Genomic DNA, 20,102 nt, shown 5'->3' on the forward strand with positions numbered 1-20,102 from the left:
ACCAGAGTGCAATTTTTTAAAGACTTGTAAAATTCCTTGATAGCACGAAGGACAGCCAACAAACCAGATTGTCTAAAAACTTACGATCGCAAGAATAGAATTTCGCCTGAGAAACCCACTTTCTACAAAAATATTGGTGTGGTAACGAGAAAGTGGGGAAGAAATCGGCTGTTTATGAATAGTGCATCCACGACTGAGGAATGGAAACCAATTGTAACTAAGTGTAACGAAGCCAGTTCCCATCTGGGTGCTCCCAAGTTCCTGCCCCGGAAGAACCTGGGAACGACAAAAAACCTTAATCTGGTGGGGCGGGTACTCAATACCCGCCCCACAAAGCCAACTTAAATTTGGAACAGCTTACAAAACAGTCCCTATTTCCTTCAAATAAACCCGTGTAAACGGTTCATCATCCCCCAGAGTATACTGTTCGATCAACCCCTGGTGGCGAATAGAAATACTACTTCCTTCCCTCACCACCACAGTATCGTCATCAGTGCTTTCTCTAACCAGCATCATCTCCGTTTCCCCCGGATTGTCCAGCACCACCATATTGCTGCCCCGATAAAACATTCCCTCAGCTTCCAAAATATCTTCTGGATATTCAGCAATTAACAAATCAAGCTTGGGATTCCGCAGCAAACTTTGCAAGTTCAGATGGTAATTCTTATTCAAAACTTTTTCAGAACGGTTAACAAAAAGTCCACCGCGACAAACAGCACCAATTGTCCAATCGGGATGCTGCAACAGAATATGGTCGATAGTTTCTTGTAGCTCATGTACCGAAATTCTGTTGAAAGTAATAATCGGAATTCTGGCTGATTTTCCCGATTCAAAGAAAGTGTCGATAATATGGGAAGGCACATCAACTCCTTCGCCGACAGCGGGGTTGAGGTGCATAAAAATTCCCGGCGCGGCATTGATCTCGATAATCCCAAAATTGCCTGTTTTCCAAGATTTGGTGAGAGTTTCTGTTACCACATCAATGCCCAAACAAGTTAACCGAAAATGTAGGGCGATATCTTGAGCCAAAACAATGTTATCCGGGTGAATAGTGCGGGTAGCGTCGATGCTGACGCCGCCTGCGGAAAGATTAGCGACTTTGCGTAGAGACACAGTGCGATCGCGCTCTAGCACACTATCCAATGACAGCCCTTGTTCTTCCAGATACATTTCCATCGCTTCGTCGGACTGAATTTTGCTCATCGCCGAAGTTGGCGTATCCAAACGTTCTGGTTTGCGGTTTTCACGGCGGATCAATTCGCGAATTGTTGAGTCGCCATCACCTGTTACCCAAGCTGGCCGGCGTTCAGTTGCAGACACAAACTTGCCGTCAACGCATAGCAGCCTAAAATCAGATCCTTTGATGCTGTTTTCCACAATTACTCGCACCGGGTCTGTTTCGGGAATTGCCTTAACTGCTCTTTTAAAAGCTGCCTGCAATTCCTCACCATCTCGGACATCTGCTGTTACGCCAATTCCTTTATGACCGACTACTGGTTTGATAGCAACAGGGTAGCCAATTTCTCTAGCAACTGCCAGAGCTCCGTTTTCTGTGGAGACGATATCGCCTTTGGGAACAGGGAATCCTAATGTAGCGAGAAAAGCTTTACAATCGTCTTTGCGCGTGGTAAAATCTGAGTCTAAGTGGCTGTCAGAATCAAAGGTAGTTGCAGAGCCGCGAACCAGTTTTTTGCCGTACCCATATTGCATTAGTCCTTCATCCCACAAATAAAATGCGGGAATGCCTTTTTGGGATGCCGATCGCATTAACGAATAAACTGTCGGGCCTCCGTAGACTGACTGCCGGAACACATTTTGCAGCGCGCCCATTTGTGCTTCCAAGGGAAAGTCTTGATTTTGATTGATGGCTTCAAACCAATCCCAAACTGCGTAAACTACGGCTCTGGCGGTGCGGGCGTGAAGAGCTTCTATGCTGATTCTGTTAAAGTGAGAAAATGGCTTGACGTTCCAGTTTTGGAAGTGCAAACCCATGTCGAGTTTTGCTACTTCTGAGGCGGTACGGCCGAACAGTTGGGCATGGTTCGAGAAAGTTTCGTGCAGCAGTTGCGGGTAGCGATCGCTAATAATTTTATGGTAATGTGCGATCGGCAAAGGTTCGCTAGCGCCCGTTACCGCTAAATCGAAAACTAAAGCTGCGGTGTCTAAATAAGGGTTTGGCCCCATATAGTGTTTGAAGTTGAAAACATCAAAAACATCGGTTTTTCGAGCATTGACGCGGGCTGTTTCGGTGCTTTTTTCTTGCAGCATTTTCTAACCTCCTTTGAGTTAAACTTTTACGGTAACTTTATAGTCGGCGCATGGGATACTACCTGCGGGCATAGATATTCCAGCAGTGAAACAAATACTCCGAGCAATTCTGTCTTTAGTATTGCCAGAGAGGGGGAGTGGGATAGTAGCGGAGATGGGGAGAGGGTGAGAGGGCGAGAGTGGGAAAATATTTCTTGTTCCTTCAAGATATGACTAAGCATTGATGACTAAGCATTGATGACTAAGCACTTATGACTAATGACTACTTCTTTCCCCCCTCGCCAAAAAAGCTATAACTTTTGAGAGGTACACTCTGTACTTATAATTGTTTATGACAGTGAAAGAAAATTTAAGAGGCAGCAAATTATGAAGATCGCACAAACTGCTCTCAGGGACAAAGTTCACCAATTAGCTGAGGAAGCATTTCACCGGAAGCTAATTTCTGGCTACGGCGATGGTCAAAACAGCAACGAATATCAGATTGTCTGGAACGGCAAACCCAGACACCTACCTTTAGAACGGGCGAGTACCATATTGAGCAATTTGATCGAGCGATCGCACTAACGGGCGATCGGACTAATTGAGGACTTACGCTCATCAACCCGATTTCTACGAGCAATCAGAGGAGGATTAGCGAAGAATCGGAGCAGAAACCGGATTGATCACCGTGCGCGCGTCAACCCTGTAATTTAAGCTCATTTCTTGACCCCTCCTATCTCCTGTTAGGGGGGGTAAGTTTGTTTTGTCGATCGTCAAGGATGAGCTAAATAGATAGTCCTAGACGCAGAAATCGGTTTTTTTACCAGTCCCGGACGCAAAAGCTTTCTCAAAAACCGGGGTTTCTCAGTTAAGGTTTTCCGTTCACACGCAGAATTTTCGTTTCTATTTCGGGTTTCTTTAGCCTAGTACCTCCAGGACTATTTAACAAAAACATCGTTACAGCCACGAGCAAGAGTAAACACCCATATCACCCTTGCTGTGTGCGTCCTGGAGGGGTAGCAGTCTGAGATTTTTTTGTATTTATATATACCTTTTGGCAGTTCTCGGAAAAAGGAATTTTGTGTTTTAGTGAAGTTTAATAAATTAAAAGTGGAGATAATATGGCGAGCAACGAAATTCAGGGGAAGTTGCTAATTATTGGTGGCGCGGAAGACAAAGAGGGGGACTGCAAAATTCTGCGGGAATTCTTGCGGTGCGCCGGAGGCACTAAAGCCCGCATTGTTGTCATGACTGCTGCGACAAGCCTACCGGGAGAAGTAGGAGATAATTATATCAGAGTGTTTGAGCGGCTCGGCGCTGAAGATGTGCGAGTTGTTGACACGCAGAGACCAGAGGATGCCAGCAATCCAGATTATTTAGAAGCGATCGAACAAGCCACTGGCATATTCTTTACCGGCGGAGATCAAGCGCGGATTATTAGCTGCTTGAAAGACACCAAACTCGACGCAGCTATGCACAAACGCTACTCTGAAGGGATTATCATTGGCGGCACCAGTGCCGGCGCGGCAATGATGCCAGACATGATGATTATTGAAGGAGACTCGGAGACAAATCCCCGCGTTGATGTGGTAGCAATGGGCCCGGGAATGGGTTTCCTTCCAGGAGTTGTCATCGACCAGCATTTCGCCCAGCGAGGTCGTCTGGGACGGTTAGTTTCGGCACTCTTGCTGCAACCTGCTGTGTTGGGATTTGGTATTGACGAAAATACAGCTATTTTAGTCGATGGTGACGAGTTGGAAGTCATTGGGGAAAGCGCTGTAACTGTCATCGACGAGTCAGAAAAACTCCACGACAATCTGGAGGGATTGTTGAAGGATGAGGCTTTAGCGATTTGCGGGGCCAAGTTGCACATCCTCCCCCACGGATACCGGTTTAACTTGAAAACTCGCCAGCCGGTGCTCCATAACGTAGCAACTACAGCCGAGAGAGAAACGGCGATCGCCTAATTTACTTGCAACTGGCAAACATCTTAAAATTATGTAAGGTGAGCAATTTACACCTTACCTCTTCTACCAACTAGGATGGTTAAAAGCCCAGTTTCTGTCTCCAAAACTAATAAAAAGAAGAGGATTTTACCTCTTCTTTTATTGCTGCGGTTTCAGATTTTTTAAGCACTTTTCTGTTCGCCAAAAATCGACTGCTGCCCTTCTTCAGTCGATATTAAATTCCACCCTTGAACTCTCAGCTTCTGAAATGTTGCCCATCCGTTAGAACCGCCCGGTTCCCGGTAGTCGGGTGCAGCGAACTGCGGAAAAGCTGTATAAGGCCGCCACGCCTGACGGGCATCGGTACGCAAGTGCAATATCTTTTCTCCATTGCCTCCGAGTCTGGGCAACCAACACATTTGTTTTAGCATTTTTAACACTCCAGAGTTTTACAGTAACGGTAATTCGCCAACATCCCACATTAAACTTTTAGAGCCTTAGAGCCACTGCTCGGAATATCTAACGGGTAATAGGGACGAATGAGATTTTCACCAATTACCAATTACTGAGGTAGCAGCAGTCGTTAAAGCTGATTTTGGTCCTACAAAGTTTGCCGGTCAAAAACTATAAAACAAGTGCTACCAAGACATAAGCAAAAATAATCATTGCTATTCTCGGCTCAAACTTGGCTTAAAGTCCCAGGAAAACCCAGTGGAATAAATAATTCATGTTTCTGGTTTCCCTTGCCTTATAATTACACGCTCATCCTCCCTGTTTCCGCATAAAATGACATCTTTCTACGGTATTATTCCTGTCCGCTAAAAAATGTTTCTTTAGTTACAAATCTTAAATGTTCACCACGATTTATCTAGTTATCAAAAGTTAAATTATTTTTCATACAATACTTCGGACAGTTTTTGATAGCCAACCGTAGAATAAGGGTTCAAGGCTCTAAGGCAAGTTCGCTACCAACGGAAAATCTAGGGTTTCCGACTACGAACTCAAAACAGCCCGGACTATTTTTCATAAATAGCACTTAATAATTTTTAGTTACTTTAACTACATTTTTGATTAACATCTGGTTTCCGGGTGCCTAGGGGCGCACCTTACTCAATCGCTAGGGTTCGCACTACTAAATCTTCCGGCTGCGCCCCCAAGTACCTTACAACATAAGAGTTAGAGGTTTAACTCTTAAGAACGATGGCGACAGATTTACCAAATTGTAAAAATCAATACTAATCACACTTATAAGTTCTGCAAACAAGATATTCATGGCCGCTGCAATTGAATTCAAACTCTTCGCTCCCAACAACAAAGCAGCTAAACTGCTCGGCTCCTTTTCCCAATGGGCAGAAATTCCTTTAGAAAAAGATGACAAAGGTTATTTCCGCACTAACATTAAGTTAGAAGACGGTATTTATCAATACAAATTCCGAGTTCAGTCGCAAAGTCCATGTTTTGAACCGGACGAATGGGTAGAAGTCAATGACCCCTACGCCACTGAAATTGACCGCACTACGGATACAAGTACAGTTCGCATCAAAGCAGGCGCGCGAATTATTGATACCTATGTTTGGCAGCACGACGACAAAGAACTCCCCAATAATGAAGAATTAGTTGTTTACGAACTGCACGTTGCTGATTTTTCCGGGTCGGATGGTTCCGACAGTTGCAGTAAATTCCAGCAGGTGAAGGAGAAATTAGATTATCTCTGCGATTTGGGGATAAATGCGATCGAACTAATGCCAGTTAATGAATATCCGGGCGATTATAGCTGGGGCTACAAAGTCCGCGATTTCTTTGCCGTAGAGTCCAGTTACGGTGCAACCGCAGATTTGAAGCAATTGATTGACGAGTGCCACGGACGGGGCATTCGGGTGATTCTGGACGGGATTTACAACCACTGCGATGAAGAATGTCCCTTATTGCTAATTGATCGCAATTATTGGTACTACCGCGACAAACACTATCCCGAAGATCCGGCTAACTACTGGGGCCCGGAGTTTAACTACGAAAACTTCGACCCCAAACTCGGCATTCGTCCCGCTTGGAAATTCATCGGCGATGTCGTTAATTTCTGGATTCAAGAATATCATATCGACGGCATTCGCTACGATGCTGTGCGGCAGTTGGACAATCGAGATTTCCTACACTGGATAACTCGTGAAGCGAAAAAAACCGCCGGTAACAAGGCATTTTACAACATAGCAGAACACATTCCAGAACTTCCCGAACTCGTCGCTGCAGACGGGCCGATGGATGGGTGCTGGCACGAAAGTTTTCGCATTTTTGCCATAGAAAATCTGGCGGGGAAGACTTTCGATATGGAAAAGCTCAAGCAAGTTCTAGAACCCAAACAACAAGGCTATCAAACCACAACTAATGCGATCAATTATTTAGCCAGTCACGACCGTGACCACTTGCTGGCCGAAGCCAGCTTTCGGGATATCGATCGAGAAGCGGCTTTTAAACGCGCTAAATTGGGAGCGGTTTTGTTAGTCACAGCAGTAGGAATACCGATGCTGTGGATGGGCGAAGAGTTTGGACAATCCACTGGGCAAACTCCCAACCAGCCGAATAAACTGCAATGGTCTTTGTTGAAAAATCAGCCAAATCATGAGTTGTTGGAATACTACAAACAGGTGATTCGGCTGCGGCAACATTTGCCGGCACTTTATACCGAAAATATTGAATTCATCCACGAAAATCCCGAAGCCAAAGTGCTGGCTTACTATCGCTGGAGTGATGAGGGAACGCGAGCAGTAGTTGTCGCTAATTTTTCGGATACTTATCTATCTGGTTACTGCATTCCTAAGTTTCCAGCGGCAGGAACTTGGCACGAGTGGATGTATAACAAAATAGTAGAAGTTGGGGAAGAAGGGTTTAAGTTTGATTTGCCGGAATGGTCAGCGCAAGTATTTGTTTGAGAGCGGGAGAATTATGTCTCCAGGCAGATGAACGGCCCAGTTGTACAACAGTAAATTGTATTTAAGACGGGCGCACCAAACTCAACAAACTGGGTTTTTCTACCTAAGTGGATGGCTGTAACGATACTTTTTTGTAAAAAAACTCGGTTTCTGCATCCAAGAGTGCGATCGTAATTCCTGGTATTGAGAATAACAATTACAGGGCGACTTGCCAACCGTGAATTAACACGTCAATTAACACGTCAATTAACACAAACTTTGTCGGAGGACAAACTCTATGGGCTGGCTAAAAAGATTGTTTGGTTTAGAAAAACTTGAAAATCAAGAAACTGTTGACGCTCCTGCTTACCAAGCACCTGTAGCTCAATCTCAAGCTCAAGCTCAACCTGCTGCGAGCGCTCAGACAATCCCGCCGGAACGCATGGGCTTGAATGGAGAATACGATCAAAGCGGCTTAGCTAAACGGGTGGCTCAGGCTTTCGATGCAAATCCAGATGTTGCGGATATTGAGACTGTTTATGTGGCTCAACTTGGCACTACTGTGGTTCTTAAAGGTACAGTCCCCAGTCAGGAAATTGTCAACAAGTTGGTGACAATTGCTAAAGGTGTTAAGGGTGCAACTGGGGTGGAAACTAATGAAGTTACTGTCGGCTAACGCGACGGTTATTTCTAACAGTTAGCAGTTAACAGTTAACTTAACTGCTAACTGTTAACTGCTAACTGTTTTTTTTATCTCTCATGGTTTCAATAAAAAATATGACAGGGGAAACCTTAGAACCTACTCGGGGGAAATTAGAACGGACTCTTTCGCAGGGAATTCAAGCTTTGTACCGCTCTCAACTCGGACACCCAACGAGTCAGGCGCTGTGCAATCTTGTGGATAACAAATTGATAATTGTTGTCGAAAATGGGCTGACTCAACCCGAAAAATTACTGGCTCAGAACGGCCAGCAAGATTTGGCTTTGCAGGTGCGGACACAATTAGAATCAGTGCTGGAATTGCCCCTTAAAGAATTAATCCAAAAGGTTTTGGGCGTGGGAGTCACTGATTTGCTCCGCGATGCGACCTTGGAGACTGGCCGCACTGGAACGATCGCAATTTTGGACTCTGCACCTCAAGTTCGTGATTCTAATTATAAATCTAAAACTCAACCACAACCATTTGAGAGTTGAGGTGCTGGCGGATAACTCTTTCTAAATCTTTGATGTTAAAAGGTTTGGAAAGGTATTCCACGCAGCCTACTTGGAGAATTCGAGCGCGGTCTTCTGGTTTTGCTAGTGCTGTGACAGCAACAATCGGAATATGTCTGATCTCGGGGTTTTGTTGGACGCGCTTTACTACTTCCATACCGTCTATATCCGGCAAGCAAATGTCGAGTACGATTAGGTCGGGATGTCGATCGACTGCGGCTGAAAGAGCTGCGTACCCGTCAACTGCTCCCACGCACTCACAGCCCAATAAATCGAGTATTTGTGTCAGCAGCTCTAAGTTGTCCTGATTGTCGTCTACCGCCAACACTAAAGGACGCTGCTCAACCGGGGGTTGACCGCTAGTGAAAGACGAGGATTCCAATGTATTGTTCCAATGAGGGTAGTTCATAAATGCCGAGCGAAACGATCAAAAAAGTTGTCTCCGAGGCATTCTTCAAGTGGCGCTGCGGCACTTGAAACAGATTGGCTCGTATTTGTAGTTCTCCGATGACCAGTTTTTGGTCTAACCCGATACAATATTGCTACAAGCTGCAGGCAAAACGACTGCAGTTGATTAACCGCATAGCATCTGCTTTATTCTACCTCTCCCAGGACCAATTACCAACTAAGGCACTCTTGGTGCGTCAGTTGGTAAAAATACGCAATAAAGACGAAAAATGTTACCAATAAAGCATCCTCGCTTAATAACATTCAATAGTGGCGACAGCTTTTTAGGATATTAACCACATTAGACATGGGTTCCCCTACAGGGATCTACCTAAAGGAAGATTCTAACCGATACTTAATTTTAATAACTTCCACCTGCTGAGAGATACTTGATTACTGTACTTTAGACTTCAATATTTTTAAGTAGTAATCATCACAATTTAAGCCAGTAAAAAAAATTAGTTTTTACATGAGCTTGACCGGATATTAACCTAGGAGGTTTTAATGACAATTCCACTCAGAGACGACCTAACTTACATTTTGCTCAAAAAGATTGGCACTGACAACGGCAGGGGAGAGTCGGAAATTAGGAACGCAGCGGAAGAATATGTCGGTCACGAGGTGGCAGAAGCAGAATTGCTCGGTCATTTGGACTACCTCAACCAAAGGGAATTTATCAAAGCTCAGTTTAGTGGCGAGCCTTATGGAGGAGCTCAGTTATTGCCGCCTTTAGTGGCATTTCAAGAAGCGGAGTTAACAGAAAAAGGCCGCAAACTGTTACACAAAATGGAGACGAATCCTCCTACGTCGCTCCACCAGGAAGGATCGGCAGTTCCTATCGCTTCAAAGGATATGCCGTTTTTGGAAAAAGTGATGGTAAACGGCCACTTGGAGGATATTTTTGATGCCAGGGACATTACCGAAGTAGTGTACCGGGTCATGCGCGATGTGATGACAAAAGATGCCATCGAGCACGTGGAATCTGAATTGCACAAAGAAGTTTTGCCTACGGATGACAAAACCCTGCAACAAGAAATAGCAGACCTCTGGAAAGATACAAATCCGCTGGTGGGATTGCTCAGCCGCATACGTCAGCCTTTGACCGGCCCGCCTGCACCTGCGGGGATCGATGGCAATTTGTTTGCACGGAGGGTGGAACTAGAAGGGTCACTTCCTTCGGGAGTAAAACCGGAAACTGCGATCGCGGCTGTATTTTCTGCCACCAAGGATGAGCTGTCCGAGGAGCGAATTCAGGAAATAGCTGGCTTTTTGCCGGACAGAATTCGGGGAATTTGGGAGTCGGCTTAACGAGACCTTTTAAGGTATAAATACTTACCAGCCGGGTTGACCAATCAGTATTCTGCTCTCAAGAGCGAGAATATTGGTTGGTCAACCCGGTTTCTCTATACGTTTTGTCTTGTAGCTCTGGAATTGCTTTGTAGTGAGGACTTGAGTCCCGATCGAACTAGATTGGACTTGAGTCCTCACTAATTTTCTGATGGCTCTTTTCTTGCTTTGTAAGTGCTGTGAAAAACCCCGTAGATCACCGAAATTTGTCGAAAAAGCCGAAATATTCCCATAAACCGAGTTTCTAGGTCTGAGGTTGGGTCAAGCCCCTAGACGCCGCGAAAGTGTTGTAATGTATAATACAAGGCAAGTTAAGACTGTGGATCGCAAAAATGCTGTCAACAGCCCGGGAGATCAAAAGGCATGACCCGCACCAAAGTTAGACAAATGTCACGATCGACTTTAGAACAAGAGATTTTACTCAATCGAATTACCAATCGCATCCGCAACTCTTTAGAACTGCAGGAGATTTTGACGACAACTGCCCGAGAAATCCGCAGCTTTTTAGAGAGCGATCGAGTAAAAGTTTATCGCTTTGAGGCCGACGGTAGCGGTGAAGTCATTGCTGAGTCGATCAACGGCCACAATTTGTCCTCTATGCTGGGTTTGCGCTTTCCCTCAGGCGACATTCCCAATAGCGCTCGGGAAATGTTTCTCAAAGCCCGCCAGCGAGTGATTGTAGATGTGGAATTGAAGCATCAAACAATTAATCGGTTAGATTGTCCAGAAACAGGCAAAACTTTAGCAGTTGAAGATATTAGCTATAGTCCTGTAGACCCCTGTCACGCTGAATATCTAAAGGCTATGGGGGCACGTTCTTCTCTGACGGTGCCGATTGTGCATCAAAATCACCTTTGGGGGCTGTTGGTGTCTCACCACAGCCAACCGAAACGGTTTAGCGATCGAGAATTGAAAATGGTGCAGTTGCTTGTGGATCAACTTTCAATTGCGATCGCCCAATCTTTTCTGCTGAGTCAAGCTAGACAGCAAGCGCGTGACGAAGCCGTTATCAACCAAATTACCAGTTTGCTGCATTCTCCTCTGGAACTCAACGAAATTCGGAAAGCAGTTCTGGAACAAACAGTCAAGCATTTGCACGGTTCGGGAGGGCGACTCTACCTTGCAGCCGAGTTTGGCGATCGACCGGCTTTGCTTTATACCTGTGGCCAGCAGCCCGCGGACATCGACCTTGAACTCAGCCCGTTTTGGCAGCAGATCATGGGGTTGGACAACCAAGGCGATCGAACACAAACTGCTCATCATACAAGCCCATTAGATATTTTTGAAAATCTATATTCCCAGCATTACAGTTCAATTGACAGCAATGTTTCCAGTTTTATCGTACCGCATTTGTATGCAATTGCGGATATTTCTAAAGAACCTCAACTCAAATCTGTATCTGCCAATTTAGTCGCAGCTTCCATTCGTTCATTTTTGGCAGTACCGCTGCAATACCGCCAACAGTGCATCGGCTGTCTCACCGTTTTTCGCAGCCCTATAGAAACAGAAATTTTGTGGGCGGGGCGTTGCAGTTCGGACGCCCGGAACGATCGTCCCCGACAATCCTTTGCAGCTTGGAAAGAAATCAAAACAGGCGAAGCTCAAAAATGGACTAGCGAGGAACAGAAGCTAGCACAATCTTTAGGAACTCACCTGTACATGGCTGCAATGCAGAGACGGGTCGAGGCGATGATCCGACATCAAGCTTCTCACGATCCCTTAACTGGTTTACCTAATAGATTGCTGTTTAATGAAAGGCTATCTTTAGCTTTAGCTAGTGCTCACCAAAACGCAGAAATGCTGGCGGTTATCTTTCTAGATTTGGATAGATTTAAAAATGTTAACGATACCCTAGGTCACCAAGTGGGTGATTTGTTGCTGCAAAGTGTATCTCGGCGTTTAACTAACTGTTTGCGCGTGGGGGATTCGATGGCTCGTTGGGGCGGAGATGAATTTACTGTGCTGCTGTACAATATCAACAGCCCTGACGAAGCAACTAAAATTTGCCAGCTAATTATCCAGAGTTTAAGCAGTCCTTTTGATTTTGAGGGTCTAGAACTTTATATTAAGGCTAGCTTGGGAATTGCTTTGGCTCCTTATGACGGAGAAGATGCAGAAACTTTGCTGAAAAATGCTGATGCTGCAATGTACAAAGCTAAACAGAAAGGTCGCAATAATTATCAGTTTTACACGCGGGCGATCGGCAGTAAAGTCTCCGAGGATCTTAACTTAGAAAATCATCTTTACAAAGCTCTAAAAAAATCCGAGTTTGTGCTGCACTATCAACCGCAAATAAATTTAAAGACTGGTAAAATAGTCGGCATGGAAGCTCTGATTCGCTGGGAACATCCAGAACGCGGTTTGATTTCTCCCGATCGATTTATTCCCTTAGCTGAGGAAACAGGATTAATCTGCCAAATTGACGAATGGGTGATGCGGACTGCTTGCTTGCAAAATCGAGCGTGGCAGTTACTGGGATTGCCGCCGATGCGGATAGCGGTGAATTTATCAGCCCGGCAGTTTCTGCAACCTCACACGGTACAAACCATCGCTGAAATTTTATCAGAAACCAAGTTAAATCCCGAATATTTAGAAATAGAAATTACCGAGAGTATTGCCATGACAGATGTGAGCTTTACGGTGTCGGTATTGCAGCAGTTGCAGGACATGGGGATTCACATTGCTTTGGACGATTTTGGCACCGGTTATTCTTCGCTGTGGTCTCTGAAAAACTTTCCCCTCAATAATTTAAAAATAGACAAATCTTTCGTGGCCGACTTGGTGACCGGCAGCAGCGGTGCTACTATTGTGAAACTGGCGATCGCCTTGGGACAGGGCCTAAATTTACAGGTGATTGCTGAGGGAGTGGAAACAGCAGAACAGTTGGCATTTTTGCACTCGCATCAGTGCGATATGGGTCAGGGTTACTTTTTTAGCAAACCAATACCGGCGGCGGCTATAACCCAATTGTGCTTAGAAAATCAATCTGGGATATAAGGAGTTTAAATTAACAATCGGGAAGCGGAACACAAAAGAGTTTTTGTTTAGAGTTGTGAATGGGATCAGAGTCTGTAAAATAATGCTTATAAGTCAATACGGTTCAGTTAAGCTCGATCCCCCCTAGCCCCCCTTAAAAAAGGGGCAGAACTTACTCAAAGTCCCCCTTCTTAAGGGGGATTTAGGGGGATATCCGAGGAATAAATAGTTTTAACTGAACCGTATTGCCTGATAAGTTTGTAGTCAGGAAATCCGTTCTCGGAGTTTGGGGGAATTAAGAAAAAACTTAAGTCCTTACTACCCACATTTATTCCTGGTTGGTAGTAAGAACTTCAGTCCTGATATTTTTGAATGGGGAATCAGTGCTTCGGAGGTCTGACAACTTACTGCCAAACAAACACTTTCGCTTCGTATTCCGGCAAGTCAATCATAATATTGTCATCGCCAGATTCAATATCATAATTCCCTGTCCATTCGTGCCAAGTTCCGTTTGCCGGAAAGTGGGGAACGCTGTAACCTGCTAGATAATTTTCCGACATATTCGCCACTACTACCACTCTCGAACCTTCATCGTTCCAGCGAGTGTAAGCAAAAACTTTTGAGTCGGGGTCTTCGTGGAAAAAGTCGATGTTTTCTGTGTAAAGTGCCTGGTTATTTTTACGCAGGTGAATCAAGCCTTTGTAGTATTCCCACAAACCTTTATTTAAGTCATTTCCTAGCAGCGTCCAGTCAATTTTAGCTTGCTCAATTGTTTTGGCTTTGTATTCGCCAAATTCTTCGCCCATCCAAATCAGCGGCACGCCAACTGCTGTCATTAACAGCACGGTTCCCAACTTCGCCCGTTTGAATGCTGCTTCATCCAAAATTCCGCGATCGCCCAATTCGGCAAAAACGCGATCGTGGTCGTGATTACTCAAATAATTGACTACATTCGTAGCACCCAAGAAACCTTGCCGCTTGCAGTCGATTACCTCTTTGAGCCGTTCTAAATCAAAATTGTCCCCGCAGAGTTGTGGAATTATGGAGTGATAGAAACTGTCGTGCCAGCAGCCGTCCATCGGCCCGTCTAAATTCGTGATGCTGGGATTTTCGGGAATGTATTCGGCAACGGTATAAAATGGTTTGGGGCCGGCGACACTTTTGGCTTCTTGAACGACCCAGTGCATGAAATCGTAGTTAGCAATTTGTCGCGCCGCGTCGAAACGAATGCCGTCGAGATGATATTCTTGAATCCAGAAGCGGACTGTATCGCCAGCAAATCTGCGGGCCGGGTAAGTGTCTAAGTTTTCGTCGTAGAATTCGTAGTTAAATTCCGGGCCCCAATTGTTGTCTGGATCGCGGGGTTCGTGGTGATACCAATAATCGTGATCGATTTGAGTGAGGGGGCTCGACGCTTCCGAGTGGTTGTAAATCCCGTCGATGATGACGCGAATGCCGCGCCCGTGACACTCGTCTATCAGGTTTTTGAGTTCTTCTGTGGTTCCGTAGCTAGACTCGGCAGCGAAGAAGTAGCGGGGGTTGTAACCCCAACTGTAGTCCCCAGGGTATTCTTTGAGGGGCATGAGTTCGATCGCGTTAACGCCGAGTTCGACTAGGTAATCGAGTTTTTCGACGACGTGCTTGTACTTGCCGCGGGCGAAGGGATCATCTTCGCCGCCGGAAAAGTCAGCAACGTGCATTTCGTAAATCACTAATTCCCTATCGGCCGGTAGCGGTTTATCGTCGTTTTTCCAGACGTAGGTATCGACAATGCGATCGCCATCTTTGATCCGAACAATGCCGTTTTGAGTAGGATCGTCGATATCAGTCGCGTAGGGATCGACCACATCTACCCACTGATCGGCTTCCAGAAACCAGCTTTTCGACTGAACGCGAAATTTGTATTGATAAACGCCATCCTCCAACTCAACTCGCGTGCGGAAATAACCCTCTTCGTCCTTTTCCATCGGAATCTCTTCCCAATTAGAAAAAGAGCCAATCAAGGCAGCTCCTTTGTTGTAGGGAGCAAATAACTTGAATTCAATTGGGGCGGCCATAATACCTCTTTCTAAAACATTTCAGTAGCAGTTGATACTTTTAATTTCGCTAATTTAAGCGAACTCAGCATCGCTCTGCAGATATAATTTCTTTAATGCCTAACTATTCCTAAAAGTATCGTAATCTGGCTTCTGCCTGCGCCTTTTATGAAGTGAGATCGCGCAATATTAGCAGTGGCAGCGAAATTTATCTAATTGGGGATCGGTCAACACTAAGTATTAGTAATATGATAGTTTTTTAGCATCTATCTTAAGGTATATTTACTTTTTTTAAAGTTGAAAAAATATCTGTACTGGGATAGATGCGGATTTAAAATTTATTACTTTTTCAACAACAAACAATTGCTCGGCTGGTGTACACTGCCTACCCTAATTTTTTGCTAATAATTAGTAAGTCGGTGTGCACTGCACACCCTAAATCAGCAGCCGTAAGGTGCGCACAGCGCACCCTACTTTTAACTTGATTTGGCCTGATGATAAGGCTTCATCCAACCAAGCCAGAACGCAGGGCGAGAACGGCTGCCTGAGTGCGGTCATCAGCGCACAACTTGTTCAAAATATTGCGGACATGAGTCTTCACTGTACCGACAGTAATGTAAAGCTTTTCGGCGATTGCAGCATTGCTGTAACCCTGCACGATCAGTTCCAAAACCTCTAATTCCCGCTCGGTTAAAGGGTAAGTCTCAATGATGTGACTAAACTCGGGTTCGGCAGCCTTAATTGTGACTCTTTTGCCCTCAGCCTTCGGTTCTTCCGGCGCGGGTTCCTGAGTACGAGCTTGTTTCAGGACGATACGGGCGATCGCCGGATCGATCCAAGAATTACCTTCGTGAGTTACTTTTACTACATCTAATAGCTGATCGAAGCTAATATCTTTCATGCAGTAAGAGTCAGCTCCGGCGGCAAAAGCTGCCAGAACTTCTTCTTCATTGTCCTGAAAAGTCAGAATCAAAATTTTTGTATCTGGATCGGACTCCGCTACGGATTTTTTGAACTTTTGTGTCAATTCAATGCCATCAAAATCCGGCAACCCAATATCTACAATTGCCACGTCAGGTTTTGAAGACTGAAGCAGTTTCAATCCATCTGTAGCATTAGCTGCATCGCCGACAACTTCTATCGTGTCACGCTGTTGTAGAGCTGTGCGGATGCCGACTCTTGTCAGGTCATGGTCTTCTATCAAAGCAACGCGAATTTTACTCATCTTTCTTCCAATAGTCCGCTAAACTTTTAAAATATCGTCAACTGACTCAGCTAAACTGAGTAAATTTGAGAATGTGTCCTGATTTAGGGTTTTACAGGCTGCACATCATTTTTAAGCATACTCATGCAGCCGCCAAGAATGCAAGTTAATTTTTAAGTTATTTTGCGGCGATGCCTGCACGAGCCTTCCTCGGAACAGGTAAGCTCTCAATGTTTCAACAGTTTAACTGAATTATCTCATTGTCCGCCCGTTGATAGAGGTAAAGATATCACTACCCAGATAAGTTTAAAGTATAAAAAATTTTGATGCAGTTGGCACGTCAAAATCCATAAAGCTAGCAGCACGAGTCTTTAGCCGGTGTTAGGGCTCAAGTTCAATGCTTATTTATATAACCTGTTATGACTCAGTATGACCGCAATAAGTCTTTTCCGTCGGAGTTTTCCGACTCTGAAATCTTACACAAAGTATCTGAAATAACCTCCCCCCAACCGCAAGTTGGCGACTGCGAAAGTCAGGACGATCGCCTGCGGTCGGCAATTCCTCACATAGTTTGGAAAACAAAGGCCGACGGCTGGGCGACTTATTTCTGTCAGCGCTGGGAGGAGTACACGGGCGTACCAGCAGCAGCAGCTTTGGGTTTCGGCTATCTGGCGCAGATCCACCCAGAAGACCATCCTCGTCTTTTGGCGCGATCGCACATTTCTGAGTTCCCGCCGCCAAGCTACGAAATTCTATTTCGTCTGCAGACGCGAGAGGGCATTTACCGCTGGAACATGGCCAGAGGAACGCCCGCTAATGTAGACAGTCAGGAAGTTTTGGAGTGGGCGGGAACCTACACCGAAATCGACGCCATCCAAAAAACTCCAGCCGCACCCCAAGCAGAACCAGAATTTTTGCCCGATCAAGTGTCCTCGGAAAACAATTTTACAGTAAAAAATTGGTTTGAAGCCCGGACGGTAAGGGACGCGGAACACGAGTTGCACGCGCTCGATCGATTTACAAATCTGTTAAGCCAGCGCGCGGGTAGCTTGTGCGAGTTGTTGCAAGGCATTGCGGATGCGACTGTAGAGGCGATCGCAGGAGCGGAATTTTGCCTGGTTGCTCTCTTGGAGTGCGATTGCAGCGGCCTCAAACTCAGCGCTGTCGGGGGCGCGGAAAACTTTGCACGTGCCGGCCAAACCCCGCACGTGCAAAACAAGCTGCTGTGGAAAGCATTTGCGACGGGAGAGCCTGTACTGTTGCGGTCGGAGTCTGGCGACGGCTTGCTGCCGGCGGCGGCCTGTGCTGCGGCGATCGAGTCCGGGGAAAGCGGGCGTTTGGGTGTGTTGGCCATCGGCAACGGGAAAGACAGCACGGCCATTGACGGGCATACTCAGAAACTGCTGGCGGTGATGGGAAAACAAGCTGCGATCGCGATTAACAGCGCGCGGGCGATCGAAATATTAAAAAAACAGGAACAGCTTTTAGACTTGCAAAACGAGCTGCTAATTCGCCAGCAGGAAGAACTGGAAAATCAGGGGCGACGCATTCAACAGCAAAAATTGCAACTGCTAGAAGCAGCCAAGTTAAAATCGCAATTTTTGGGCATTATGTCCCACGAATTGCGAACTCCCATGAATTCGATTATCGGCTTTTCCCAATTGCTGCTGCGCCAGCACAAACAACTGCTGAGCGCCCAGCAAACAGAAATGGTAGGGCGCATTTTACATAACGGCAAAAACCTGCTACTGCTAATTAACGATATCCTCGACCTCTCCAAAATCGAGAGTGGCCGCACAGAATTAAAAATTGAAAAATTTAATTTAACGCATTTAGTAATGGATGTCGCCCTGGAATTCGGAAATCAAGCCACCGATAAGAACGTGGCATTGTCCGTCAGCGTCTGCTTGCAGGATCACTTGATAGTTAATGACAAGTTGCGCCTGCGGCAAATTTTGGTGAATCTCGTTTCCAACGCGGTTAAATTCACACATGAGGGCAGCATTTACATTGAGGTGCGGGAATTAAATTGCGATCGGCTAATTATCACCGTTCGGGATACAGGAATCGGCATCTGTCAAAAGGATCTTCCCCACATTTTCGACAAGTTCCACCAAGGCGACCAAAGTACAACTCGCCAATATACCGGCACTGGTTTAGGACTAGCTATTTGTGCTTCTTTAGTCAAGATGATCGACGGTACAATTACCGCCGAAAGTCAACCCAACAAAGGTTCGATATTTCGGATGGAGTTCCCGCGAAAAATTTACCCTAAAAAACTCACTTGCTGACTGAAGACCTTTTTATATTTCTCAGAAGAGCCGATTTTAACTGATTACAAAAACTTTCGTCCCTCTCTAAGACACGAAAAAATAAATATGACTAAGAGCAAAAAAAGGTTTTACCTACTCCTTATGGCGGTAGGGTGCGCCTCGGCGCACCCTACATATAGAGGTTTTGGGTAATTCGTTTATTCTTGAGTCCCTCTCTGCTAGGAGGAGAGTTTGTGTAGGATAGGTTGCAACACCAGACTCCTATCTACAGACTAGAAGTTTTCCCTACTTCCGACTGAGTAGCAATTGGTTTAACATCGGTGTAGCCCATATTATTAGCTACGTCGCGCAGCACTGTAATTTGCTGTTCAAAATCAAGACCTTCAATTTGACCCAACACGCCATTGACAGCCTCAGTTGCCTCATATCCTTCGGGGATATCGACAATTGTTTCTCCCATACCAATAGCCCAAGCATACCAAACCACCAACTGATTGTTAGCAGTTAAAGCTCCGTAAGCGTGGGAATAGGGCGTGTCGTCGCCATTGACAATACCGCGCATTATATTTAGTTGTTGGTCGTGGGAAAGCTTGTAAAAATCATCCAGCAGCATGGGAGCTAATTCTGGTTCGGCAGCGGCGGGAGCGGCTGGTGTAATTGAATCTCCCATTTTTTCATAAACAAAGTAGAGCAGCGCCAGTTTTTCATCTGTACCCAACCCGTTGATTGTCTGAACGATGTTTTTAGTGTCGTTGGAGAGAGAGTGAGGATTGGTGGCGGCGGGTGAGTTCATAAACAAAATTCCTTAAAAATGCTTCCAGAATATACAAATATCAAGATTTGTAAGTACAAGTCACCATCCCCGAGAGGTAATACGATTTTAGTTTTTAGATTTTAGATTTTAGATTAAACAAGGGGGAATGGCTTAGTATGTATGGGTTGGGAGCTTGTCTAAAGCTGCATTCTTTTCGGAAAGTGATGTAATGTTAAGGCACTAACCTAGAATAAATCATCCTTAAGATAGAAGCCAACGATACATCTGCGGGTAGATGAAAAAGCCGGGTGCTAAAGTAATAATTGATACAGTGAATTGTTAAATAAAAGTACCAAGGAGTCGGCTATGTCTGAAATCAATACAGAAGTCAATAACACTGAAAATTTTGACGCTCAGCAGATCACTGAAAGCGCGGAAGCTGGAGAACAAAAGTTGCCGACCGTTGATGTATCAGCAGACTACGAAGCTTCAAAAGAATTCAGCGTTAGTGACATCGATCGCACAGGTGCCGGCGCTCAAGCTGCCGCCGCTGCAACTGCACCTAAATTTCCTATTCCCGCTGCTCAAGATAATACTGCAAAGCCGGTAGATACAAGCGGCAATCCCAATGATTTTCGTTCGATGGCTCAGGAAATTAAGCCTGCTGGTACACCAGGCGAAGTTACCGACGATGTGATGCAGAAAGCGATCGATCTTGGTACTCCCGGCAGTTAATTTAGAAATTCTCCATCTT

General features: G+C 45.4%; 15 protein-coding genes. 9 read left to right on the plus strand and 6 right to left on the minus strand.

What is annotated here, in order from left to right; all coding sequences use genetic code 11:
* Positions 1-357: 357 nt before the first annotated feature.
* Positions 358-2,268 (minus strand): ATP-binding protein, encoded by a 1,911-nt coding sequence (locus QUA27_RS20950; RefSeq protein WP_333070151.1) that lies wholly within the window; start codon positions 2,266-2,268, stop codon positions 358-360.
* A 366-nt stretch (positions 2,269-2,634) separates the two neighbouring features.
* On the opposite strand from QUA27_RS20950, the gene QUA27_RS20955 reads away from it, so the two are divergent.
* A complete protein-coding gene (locus tag QUA27_RS20955) occupies positions 2,635-2,832 on the plus strand; it encodes a hypothetical protein (protein ID WP_333070153.1) in 198 nt (65 codons plus the stop codon).
* Between the two features lie 536 nt (positions 2,833-3,368).
* Entirely contained in the window at positions 3,369-4,214 is an 846-nt protein-coding gene (locus QUA27_RS20960) for a cyanophycinase (RefSeq protein ID WP_333070156.1), read from the plus strand.
* A 161-nt stretch (positions 4,215-4,375) separates the two neighbouring features.
* Here the strand turns inward: QUA27_RS20960 and QUA27_RS20965 are convergent, their stop codons facing one another.
* Positions 4,376-4,624 (minus strand): hypothetical protein, encoded by a 249-nt coding sequence (locus QUA27_RS20965; protein ID WP_333070158.1) that lies wholly within the window; start codon positions 4,622-4,624, stop codon positions 4,376-4,378.
* 840 nt (positions 4,625-5,464) lie between these two features.
* On the opposite strand from QUA27_RS20965, the gene QUA27_RS20970 reads away from it, so the two are divergent.
* The 3 genes from QUA27_RS20970 to QUA27_RS20980 all read left to right on the plus strand — a co-directional run bounded on the left by QUA27_RS20970 (position 5,465) and on the right by QUA27_RS20980 (position 8,293).
* Positions 5,465-7,120 carry an alpha-amylase family glycosyl hydrolase gene (locus QUA27_RS20970; protein WP_333070162.1) on the plus strand — a complete coding sequence of 552 codons (1,656 nt, stop codon included), beginning with the start codon at positions 5,465-5,467 and terminating at the stop codon, positions 7,118-7,120.
* Positions 7,121-7,397: 277 nt separating this feature from the next.
* On the plus strand, positions 7,398-7,775 hold the full coding sequence (locus QUA27_RS20975) for a BON domain-containing protein (protein ID WP_333042016.1): 378 nt from the start codon (positions 7,398-7,400) through the stop codon (positions 7,773-7,775).
* 83 nt (positions 7,776-7,858) lie between these two features.
* Complete coding sequence (locus QUA27_RS20980) at positions 7,859-8,293, plus strand: Na-translocating system protein MpsC family protein (protein WP_333070163.1); 435 nt, start codon at positions 7,859-7,861, stop codon at positions 8,291-8,293.
* Here QUA27_RS20980 and QUA27_RS20985 read toward each other — a convergent pair.
* Positions 8,262-8,693 (minus strand): response regulator, encoded by a 432-nt coding sequence (locus QUA27_RS20985; protein ID WP_333070165.1) that lies wholly within the window; start codon positions 8,691-8,693, stop codon positions 8,262-8,264. The two genes, QUA27_RS20980 and QUA27_RS20985, sit on opposite strands and share 32 nt — an antisense overlap.
* Before the next feature lie 569 nt (positions 8,694-9,262).
* Here QUA27_RS20985 and QUA27_RS20990 point away from each other — a divergent pair.
* Positions 9,263-10,066, plus strand: coding sequence for a DUF2267 domain-containing protein (locus tag QUA27_RS20990; RefSeq protein WP_333070166.1), 804 nt, complete (start codon positions 9,263-9,265; stop codon positions 10,064-10,066).
* Between the two features lie 402 nt (positions 10,067-10,468).
* Positions 10,469-13,102 (plus strand): EAL domain-containing protein, encoded by a 2,634-nt coding sequence (locus QUA27_RS20995; RefSeq protein WP_333070168.1) that lies wholly within the window; start codon positions 10,469-10,471, stop codon positions 13,100-13,102.
* Positions 13,103-13,485: 383 nt separating this feature from the next.
* On the opposite strand, the gene QUA27_RS21000 is transcribed toward QUA27_RS20995, so the two are convergent.
* Together QUA27_RS21000 and QUA27_RS21005 are read right to left on the minus strand one after the other, a co-directional pair.
* The gene (locus QUA27_RS21000) at positions 13,486-15,138 is read right to left on the minus strand and encodes an alpha-amylase family glycosyl hydrolase (RefSeq protein WP_333070171.1); all 1,653 of its coding nucleotides are present in this window, start codon (positions 15,136-15,138) and stop codon (positions 13,486-13,488) included.
* A gap of 484 nt (positions 15,139-15,622) precedes the next feature.
* Positions 15,623-16,342, minus strand: coding sequence for a response regulator (locus tag QUA27_RS21005; RefSeq protein ID WP_333042026.1), 720 nt, complete (start codon positions 16,340-16,342; stop codon positions 15,623-15,625).
* Positions 16,343-16,740: 398 nt separating this feature from the next.
* Between QUA27_RS21005 and QUA27_RS21010 the strand changes: the two genes are divergently transcribed.
* Positions 16,741-18,612: an ATP-binding protein gene (locus QUA27_RS21010; RefSeq protein WP_333070173.1), complete on the plus strand. Its 1,872-nt coding sequence runs from the start codon at positions 16,741-16,743 to the stop codon at positions 18,610-18,612.
* Between the two features lie 247 nt (positions 18,613-18,859).
* On the opposite strand, the gene QUA27_RS21015 is transcribed toward QUA27_RS21010, so the two are convergent.
* Entirely contained in the window at positions 18,860-19,387 is a 528-nt protein-coding gene (locus tag QUA27_RS21015; protein ID WP_333070174.1) for an orange carotenoid protein N-terminal domain-containing protein, read from the minus strand.
* Positions 19,388-19,714: 327 nt separating this feature from the next.
* Between QUA27_RS21015 and QUA27_RS21020 the strand changes: the two genes are divergently transcribed.
* The gene (locus QUA27_RS21020; protein WP_333070175.1) at positions 19,715-20,083 is read left to right on the plus strand and encodes a hypothetical protein; all 369 of its coding nucleotides are present in this window, start codon (positions 19,715-19,717) and stop codon (positions 20,081-20,083) included.
* The last annotated feature ends 19 nt before the right edge of the window (positions 20,084-20,102 follow it).

It is taken from the genome of Microcoleus harperi Pol14_C6 (genome assembly GCF_036701295.1).
In the GTDB taxonomy this organism is placed as follows: domain Bacteria; phylum Cyanobacteriota; class Cyanobacteriia; order Cyanobacteriales; family Microcoleaceae; genus Microcoleus.

Coding starts and splice junctions, on each gene's coding strand:
- QUA27_RS20950 (WP_333070151.1), bottom strand. CDS start 2,268: ATGCTGCAAGAAAAAAGCACCGAAACAGCCCGCGTCAATGCTCGAAAA.
- QUA27_RS20955 (WP_333070153.1), top strand. CDS start 2,635: ATGAAGATCGCACAAACTGCTCTCAGGGACAAAGTTCACCAATTAGCT.
- QUA27_RS20960 (WP_333070156.1), top strand. CDS start 3,369: ATGGCGAGCAACGAAATTCAGGGGAAGTTGCTAATTATTGGTGGCGCG.
- QUA27_RS20965 (WP_333070158.1), bottom strand. CDS start 4,624: ATGCTAAAACAAATGTGTTGGTTGCCCAGACTCGGAGGCAATGGAGAA.
- QUA27_RS20970 (WP_333070162.1), top strand. CDS start 5,465: ATGGCCGCTGCAATTGAATTCAAACTCTTCGCTCCCAACAACAAAGCA.
- QUA27_RS20975 (WP_333042016.1), top strand. CDS start 7,398: ATGGGCTGGCTAAAAAGATTGTTTGGTTTAGAAAAACTTGAAAATCAA.
- QUA27_RS20980 (WP_333070163.1), top strand. CDS start 7,859: ATGGTTTCAATAAAAAATATGACAGGGGAAACCTTAGAACCTACTCGG.
- QUA27_RS20990 (WP_333070166.1), top strand. CDS start 9,263: ATGACAATTCCACTCAGAGACGACCTAACTTACATTTTGCTCAAAAAG.
- QUA27_RS20995 (WP_333070168.1), top strand. CDS start 10,469: ATGACCCGCACCAAAGTTAGACAAATGTCACGATCGACTTTAGAACAA.
- QUA27_RS21000 (WP_333070171.1), bottom strand. CDS start 15,138: ATGGCCGCCCCAATTGAATTCAAGTTATTTGCTCCCTACAACAAAGGA.
- QUA27_RS21005 (WP_333042026.1), bottom strand. CDS start 16,342: ATGAGTAAAATTCGCGTTGCTTTGATAGAAGACCATGACCTGACAAGA.
- QUA27_RS21010 (WP_333070173.1), top strand. CDS start 16,741: ATGACTCAGTATGACCGCAATAAGTCTTTTCCGTCGGAGTTTTCCGAC.
- QUA27_RS21015 (WP_333070174.1), bottom strand. CDS start 19,387: ATGAACTCACCCGCCGCCACCAATCCTCACTCTCTCTCCAACGACACT.
- QUA27_RS21020 (WP_333070175.1), top strand. CDS start 19,715: ATGTCTGAAATCAATACAGAAGTCAATAACACTGAAAATTTTGACGCT.